This window comes from Enterococcus sp. PF1-24, from assembly GCF_029893325.1.
Classification (GTDB): domain Bacteria; phylum Bacillota; class Bacilli; order Lactobacillales; family Enterococcaceae; genus HY326.
The window spans coordinates 1-7,451 of record NZ_JARXWL010000057.1 but is presented as its reverse complement, the minus strand read 5'-3'; the positions used below and the strand labels follow the sequence as shown (position 1 = coordinate 7,451).

The 7,451-nt window shown below is 36.5% G+C and carries 6 protein-coding genes and 1 other annotated feature; all 6 genes read left to right on the top strand.

The window, feature by feature from the left end; all coding sequences use genetic code 11:
- The first annotated feature begins 295 nt into the window (after positions 1–295).
- The 6 genes from M2139_RS14015 to M2139_RS13990 all read left to right on the top strand — a co-directional run bounded on the left by M2139_RS14015 (position 296) and on the right by M2139_RS13990 (position 7,240).
- Positions 296–943: a redox-sensing transcriptional repressor Rex gene (locus M2139_RS14015; protein ID WP_280739470.1), complete on the top strand. Its 648-nt coding sequence runs from the start codon at positions 296–298 to the stop codon at positions 941–943.
- A gap of 71 nt (positions 944–1,014) precedes the next feature.
- Positions 1,015–1,228, top strand: a binding site (T-box leader).
- Positions 1,229–1,282: 54 nt separating this feature from the next.
- Complete coding sequence (locus M2139_RS14010) at positions 1,283–3,925, top strand: valine--tRNA ligase (RefSeq protein WP_280739469.1); 2,643 nt, start codon at positions 1,283–1,285, stop codon at positions 3,923–3,925.
- Positions 3,926–4,091: 166 nt separating this feature from the next.
- Positions 4,092–5,402, top strand: coding sequence for a folylpolyglutamate synthase/dihydrofolate synthase family protein (locus M2139_RS14005; RefSeq protein WP_280739468.1), 1,311 nt, complete (start codon positions 4,092–4,094; stop codon positions 5,400–5,402).
- Between the two features lie 34 nt (positions 5,403–5,436).
- On the top strand, positions 5,437–6,096 hold the full coding sequence (locus M2139_RS14000; RefSeq protein WP_280739467.1) for an HAD family phosphatase: 660 nt from the start codon (positions 5,437–5,439) through the stop codon (positions 6,094–6,096).
- A gap of 93 nt (positions 6,097–6,189) precedes the next feature.
- A complete protein-coding gene (gene radC, locus M2139_RS13995; RefSeq protein ID WP_280739466.1) occupies positions 6,190–6,876 on the top strand; it encodes a DNA repair protein RadC in 687 nt (228 codons plus the stop codon).
- A 163-nt stretch (positions 6,877–7,039) separates the two neighbouring features.
- Positions 7,040–7,240, top strand: coding sequence for a cold-shock protein (locus tag M2139_RS13990; RefSeq protein WP_280739465.1), 201 nt, complete (start codon positions 7,040–7,042; stop codon positions 7,238–7,240).
- Positions 7,241–7,451: the final 211 nt, after the last annotated feature.

The window sequence follows — 7,451 nt, the reverse complement described above, 5'->3', positions numbered from 1 at the left end:
CACAGAAAGCTGCATAATAGTTAATTTGAAAACAACAAAAAACGGAGTAGATTTCTCTACTCCGAAAAAGTCTAACTTTTTGGGGTCACTACAAATTTGAGGTGCTCTTTTTTAGTTGTATCTAATTATAGTGGCAGTTCCACGGCGAAGTTGCTTATCTTTTTTCTTTTGAGATGCAGAGCGAGTCCCTTCGCCTTTTTTATTAAAAAAAACTTAGGAAACTGTTGCTTGCTGAAAATTTGTGTTACACTGCTTATGTGAAGCTTTTAACAAAATGTGAGGCGGATAAAAGATAATGAAACAAGATAAATTATTACCTAAAGCGACAGCTAAGCGGATGCCTTTATATTTACGCTATTTGAAAATGCTGAGTGAAGCTGGGGTGCAACGAATAAAATCAAAAGAATTTAGTGAATTTACCCAAGTTCCTTCAGCCACTATTCGGCGAGATTTTTCTCATTTAGGTGAGTTAGGTCGCAGTGGCTATGGTTATGATGTTGATTATTTAATTGAAGTTTTTAGTGGGATTTTAGATACGCACGAAGAAAAACGCATGGCTTTAGTGGGCTATGGTAACTTAGGGAAAGCTTTATTAAATAATAATTTTCGACGAAATGAAAATTTGAATATTGTTGCGATTTTTGATAATAATCCTGAATTAATTGGTGAAGAAGTTGATGGCTTAATTGTTCATGATATTAAAGAATTTGAAGAAGTTGTGCCAAGTTTAGATATTAAAATTGCTATTTCAACGGTACCTAGTCAGTTTTCACAACAGGCTATTGATAAAATGGTAGCCGGCGGGATTACAGCGATTTTAAATTTTGCCCCTGATAGAGTTGTGGTGCCAAGCCATGTGACGGTGCAGTATATTGATTTAACCACTGAATTACAAACGCTAATCTATTTTGATAACTACCAAAATTTAATTAGTAATTGTTAAAAAAATAGTTTGCTAACTCTACGATGTGGAATTTTTTATGATTGACTTTCAATAATTCTCATTGTAGAATGATAAAAACGTTGAACAAGAGGAGTAAATATTACTTTTTGTTAAAGAGAGAAAATGCTGGGCTGGAACATTTTCACAAAAGGGATATTGAAGGTAGCTTGTGAGTCGACTGTTTGAAAAGAGTAGAACAGTCCGAATCGTGATCGTTATCTCACGCTAAAGCGGCAGAAATTTTTCTGCAAATTAGGTGGTACCGCGTAAATTTACGTCCTAAGATACATTTGTATCTTAGGGCTTTTTTATTTTCTCAAAAATAAGGAGGACGAAAAAATGTCTGATAATAATTTATCAACGAAATATAATCCACAAAAAGTGGAAGCAGGCCGCTACGAACGCTGGCTACAACAAGATTTATTTAAACCAAGTGGGAATCCAGAAGCAAAACCCTATTCAATTGTGATTCCACCGCCAAATGTTACAGGAAAACTTCATTTAGGCCACGCTTGGGATACAACTTTACAAGATATTTTAATCCGTCAAAAAAGAATGCAAGGCTATGATACTTTATGGTTGCCAGGAATGGACCATGCTGGTATTGCTACTCAAGCAAAAGTTGAAGAAAAATTAAGAGAACAAGGAATTTCACGCTATGATTTAGGCCGTGAAAAATTTGTTGAGCAAGTGTGGGATTGGAAAGAAGAATATGCCAGCCACATTCGTGAACAATGGGCTAAATTAGGTTTATCGCTAGATTATAAACGGGAACGCTTTACTTTAGATGAAGGTTTATCAGAAGCAGTCCGCACGGTTTTTGTTAAACTTTACGAAAAAGATTTAATTTATCGTGGAGAATATATTATTAACTGGGATCCCCAAGCCCGCACAGCTTTATCTGATATTGAAGTTATTCACAAAGATATTGAAGGTGCTTTTTATCATATGAGCTATCCTTTATCTGACGGCAGTGGCGTGGTAGAAATTGCTACTACACGTCCGGAAACGATGCTAGGTGATACGGCGGTAGCAGTGCATCCAGATGATCCCCGCTACCAAGCTTTAATCGGTAAAACAGTCATTTTACCATTAGTTGATAAAGAAATTCCGATTATTGCTGATGAATATGTTGATATGGAATTTGGGACTGGGGTTGTTAAAATCACGCCGGCCCATGATCCTAATGACTTTGAAGTGGGGAATCGTCATGATTTACCAAGAGTTAACGTGATGAATTCCGATGGTTCTATGAATGAATTAGCGGGCAAATATCAAGGAATGGACCGTTTTGTTGCTCGTAAAGAAGTGGTTAAAGATTTAGAGGCGTTAGGCCGCTTGATTAAAATTGAAAAAATGAATCACAGCGTAGGTCATTCAGAACGTACAGGGGTAGTGGTGGAACCACGCCTTTCAACGCAATGGTTTGTAAGAATGGAAGCTTTAGCGCAAGCGGCGATTGCCAATCAAGCAACTGATAATAAAGTCGACTTTTATCCACCACGTTTTAACAATACTTTTACGCAATGGATGGAAAATGTTCACGATTGGGTAATTTCTCGTCAATTATGGTGGGGGCATCAAATTCCTGCTTGGTATCATAAAGAAACGGGTGAAATGTATGTTGGCATGGAAGCACCTGCTGATGCTGAAAATTGGCAGCAAGATGCCGATGTTTTAGATACTTGGTTTAGTTCAGCTTTATGGCCATTTTCAACAATGGGTTGGCCGGACGAAAATAGTGCTGATTATCAACGTTACTTTCCGACAAATACATTAGTAACTGGCTATGATATTATTTTCTTCTGGGTAAGCCGGATGATTTTCCAAAGTTTAGAGTTTACCGAACAACGACCATTTAACAATGTTTTAATTCACGGGTTAATTCGTGATGAACAAGGACGTAAAATGTCGAAATCCCTAGGTAACGGCATTGATCCAATGGATGTAATTGAAAAATATGGTGCCGATGCTTTACGTTGGTTCTTAACTAATGGTTCAGCTCCCGGTCAAGACGTTCGTTTTAGCTATGAAAAAATGGATGCCGCTTGGAATTTCATTAATAAAATTTGGAACGCTTCTCGTTTTGTAATTATGAATGTTGAAGGCATGAGTGTTGCAGACATTGATTTCAGTGGTGAAAAAACGGTGGCGGATCGCTGGATTTTAGCTCGTTTAAATGAAACGGTTGAAAAAGTAACCGAATTATTTGAACGTTTTGAATTTGGTGAAGCCGGTCGTCAGTTATATAACTTTATCTGGGATGATTTCTGTGACTGGTATATTGAAATGAGTAAAGAAATTTTGTATGGGGAAAATGAAGGGGCTAAACAGACAACTCGTAGCATTTTAGTCTATACATTAGATCAAATTTTACGTTTATTACATCCAATTATGCCTTTTGTTACCGAAGAAATTTGGTCTAAAATTCCTCACGCAGGGGAATCATTAGTAGTTGCGGAATATCCGGTAGTTCATCCAGAGTTTGACGATCAAACAGCTGCTAAAGGGATGGAAGTTTTGAAAGAATTAATTCGCGCGGTTCGTAATATTCGGGCAGAAGTGAATACGCCACTTTCAAAACCAATCACTTTATTAATTAAAACGACTGATTCAGAAGTAAATCAATTTTTAACAGCCAATACTAGTTATATTGAGCGCTTCTGTAATCCAGAAGAATTAACAATTGCAAGCGACTTACAAGCGCCAGAGTTAGCGATGTCAGCTATTTTAACCGGTGCAGAAGTTTACTTACCATTAGCTGGGTTAATTAATATCGAAGAAGAAATTCAACGCTTAGAAAAAGAATTAGCGAAATTAGATGGTGAAGTGAAGCGGGTTCAAGGTAAATTAGCTAACGAACGTTTTGTAGCTAACGCTCCTGACGATGTGGTAGCTGCTGAAAAGGCCAAAGAAAAAGATTATTTAGATAAACAACAAACAGTTAAAGAACGAATTGCCAGCTTAAGAACAATTTCATAAGCAAGCTATTAAAGTTTAAGTCAGGTTAGGAAACTAACTTGGCTTAAACTTTTTTGATAAGCAGGTTTTATTTTTCAAAGTGAAATTCCTGCTATTTAAATTATTTCTGCTATAATAAGAATTAATGATTTTTAACATAAAACAGTTAAGAAATGAGGCGAAAATAATGACTTTAACAGTTGAAGAGGCGACTAATTGGATTCACAGCCGTTTACCCTTTGGCTCACGACCTGGTTTACAACGAGTAGAGGCATTGTTAACTCGTTTAAATCATCCTGAAAAACAAGTGCCCACCATTCATATTGCCGGCACCAACGGAAAAGGCTCTACTGTCACGTATTTAAGGTGCTTATTAGAGGAAACTGGTTTAAAAGTAGGCACGTTCACGTCGCCTTATATTGAAACATTTAATGAACGAATTGCGATTAATGGCGCGGGCATCTCTGATGAAGCTTTATTTTCCTACATCAGTCGTTATCAAGAGATAGTGGCTGAAATGGATGCCCAGCCAGAAATTAGTGGGATTACTGAATTTGAAACTTTAACAGCGATGGCTTTTGATTATTTTTTACAAGAGAAAGTCGATGTAGCAATTATTGAAGTTGGCTTAGGCGGCTTGCTGGATTCAACCAATGTCGCACAACCGCTATTAACCGGAATTACGACGATTGGTTTGGACCACACGGATATTTTAGGGGAAACTTTAAGTGATATTGCTGAGCAAAAAGCCGGGATTATTAAGCCGAATATTCCGGTGGTTACAGGAAATATTGCTGGTGAAGCTTTGCGGGTTATTGAAGCGGTAGCTGGCAAACAAAAGGCGCCGCATTTTAGCTACAGTCAGGATTATCAAGTGGTTTATCGTTCTCCTGATAAAGTTTGGGGCGAAGTTTTTGATTTTCAAAATCAAGCTGGAAAATTCAAGCAATTAAAAATTGCGATGGTTGGTCAGCATCAAGTTGAAAATGCCGGGATGGCGCTTGAACTATTTTATCAGTATTGTCAGTTAACCGGTTCGGTTTTTCGGGAAAAAGACATCAGAAAAGCCTTATTAAAAGCTCACTGGCCAGGTCGCATGGAAAAAATGAGTAATGAACCGTTAATTATTTTGGATGGCGCCCATAATGACCATGCCATGGAACGTTTAATCAAAAATATGAAAAGTGAATTTGGTGATTATCAAATCAATATTTTATTTTCAGCCATTACCACTAAAGACATTCAAGGGATGATTCAGCAATTGCGTAAAATTCCCAATGTCCGTATTTATTTGACGACATTTGATTATCCGAAAGCTTTGGATTTATCAGATTTCAATCATTTAGAAGATGAAAAAGTCACGATTGTTTCCTTGTGGCAATTTGGTTTGGCAGAATTATTGGAGTCAATGGGTAGCGATGAATTATTACTATTAACCGGTTCTTTATATTTTATCTCGCAAGTTCGGGAATTATTAGTGAGCTTGCAAGGGAACTGACTAAGTAAAAGTAATACATTTTAGGAGGAAAAAGATGAAAAAGGTTAAGGGTATAATTTTTGATATGGATGGGCTAATCTTTGATACGGAAACGGTATATTATCAAGCTAGTCAAACAACGGCGGATAAATTAGGATTTCCTTATAGCAAAGCTGAATATTTAAAATATTTGGGGATTTCTGACGAAGAATTATGGGCGGCTTATCATGAAGTTTATGCTGAATTTGGTAGCGAAAAAGTTCAACAATTTATTGATGAAGCTTTTGCTGAATCAAACCGAATGATTGCTAATGGAGAAGTTGCCGTAAAACCGGGATTATTTGATTTGTTAACCTATTTAAATGAAGCTCAAATACCTAAAATAATCGCCTCTAGTAATCAACGACAAGTGATTGATGCGATTTTAGCGGTTAGCGATTTGCAGGCTGAATTTCCAGAAATTGTTTCTTTTGAAAATGTTAAACGGGCGAAACCCAATCCGGAAATTTTTGAGTTAGCGGCGAAACGATTAGGTTTGGCAAAAGATGAAATTCTTGTTTTAGAAGATTCACCTAATGGCGTTTTAGCAGCGGAAGCCGCTGGGATTCCAGTAATTATGATTCCTGATTTAATCGCTCCTTCTGCTGAGTTGCGAGAAAAAACAGTTGCTGTGTTGCCTTCCTTAAGTGAAGTCGTAACTTTTTTAGAAAAATAATAATTGCATAAAATTTTTTAACTCCTTTGCGTAGTTTATCTATGAGAAGAGAAGTTTGTCGTAAGGCGACTTCTTATCAAAGGAGTTCTTTTTATGGCGAAAAAGTTATTATTAAGAGAAGTACCCCCGCAGTCATTACCGCGAGAACGTTTATTATTAGTTGGAGCAAAAGCCTTATCAGATCAAGAATTATTGGCAATTATTTTACGAACAGGACATCATCAAATGAATGTTATGGATTTAGCGAGGGAAGTTTTACAACATTTTTCTAGTTTATTTGAAATCAAACAAGCAACGTTGCAAGAGCTACAAACGATTAAAGGGATCGGCAGAACCAAAGCAATCGAAATTCAAGCGGTAATGGAATTAGGGCTGCGCCTCCAACAAGCGCTGCAACCGAAAATTGGTAAAGTTACTTCTAGCTATGATTTAGCCCAACAATTAATTGTTGAAATGCGCAATTTTCAACAAGAACATTTAGTGGCAATCTATTTAAATACTAAAAATGAAATTATTCAAAAAAAGACACTTTTTAAAGGCTCCCTTAATCAATCAATTGCTCACCCTCGCGAAATTTTTCATGGAGCAGTGCGCTGCTCAGCTGCGCGAATTATTCTTGCTCATAATCATCCTTCTGGAGACCCAAAACCTTCCGAAAGTGATTTAGATTTAACGAAAAGAGTGAAGAATTGTGGCGAAATGATGGATATTGAATTGCTGGATCATTTGGTGATTGGCGACAGTAGTTATTACAGTTTAAGAGAAGAAGGATTTTGGTGAAATAATAAGTGATTTTGCTTGAAAAAGCGTTTTATCAAGTGTAATATAGGAACTGTAATTTGGTTTATTTATAGATGTTATAGGCTTCCTTTAGCTTCTATAAAATAATCGCAATTTTACAAATTAATTTTGTGCAAATAGAGCACAAGGAGGTCCCAATTTAATGGAAAACGGAACAGTAAAATGGTTTAACGCAGAAAAAGGTTTTGGATTTATCACTCGTGAAGATGGTAGCGATGTATTCGTTCATTTTTCAGCAATCCAAGGCGACGGCTTCAAAACTCTAGAAGAAGGTCAAGCAGTTTCTTTTGATGTTGAAGAATCTGATCGTGGCCCTCAAGCAGTTAATGTAGTTAAAAACTAATTTAGCCATTCAACTCCCCTAAACTTAGGGGAGTTTTTTTATGTTTATTGTTAGTTTTTATTAAAAATCAGGAAATAGTTAATACTAAAATTCAAAAAAAGATGAAAGACAAGTGCTGGAACTGCCACTATAATTAGATACAACTAAAAAGGAGCACCTCAAATTTGGTAAAATAAATTTGGAGGTGTTTTCTGATGTCAAAACATAATTT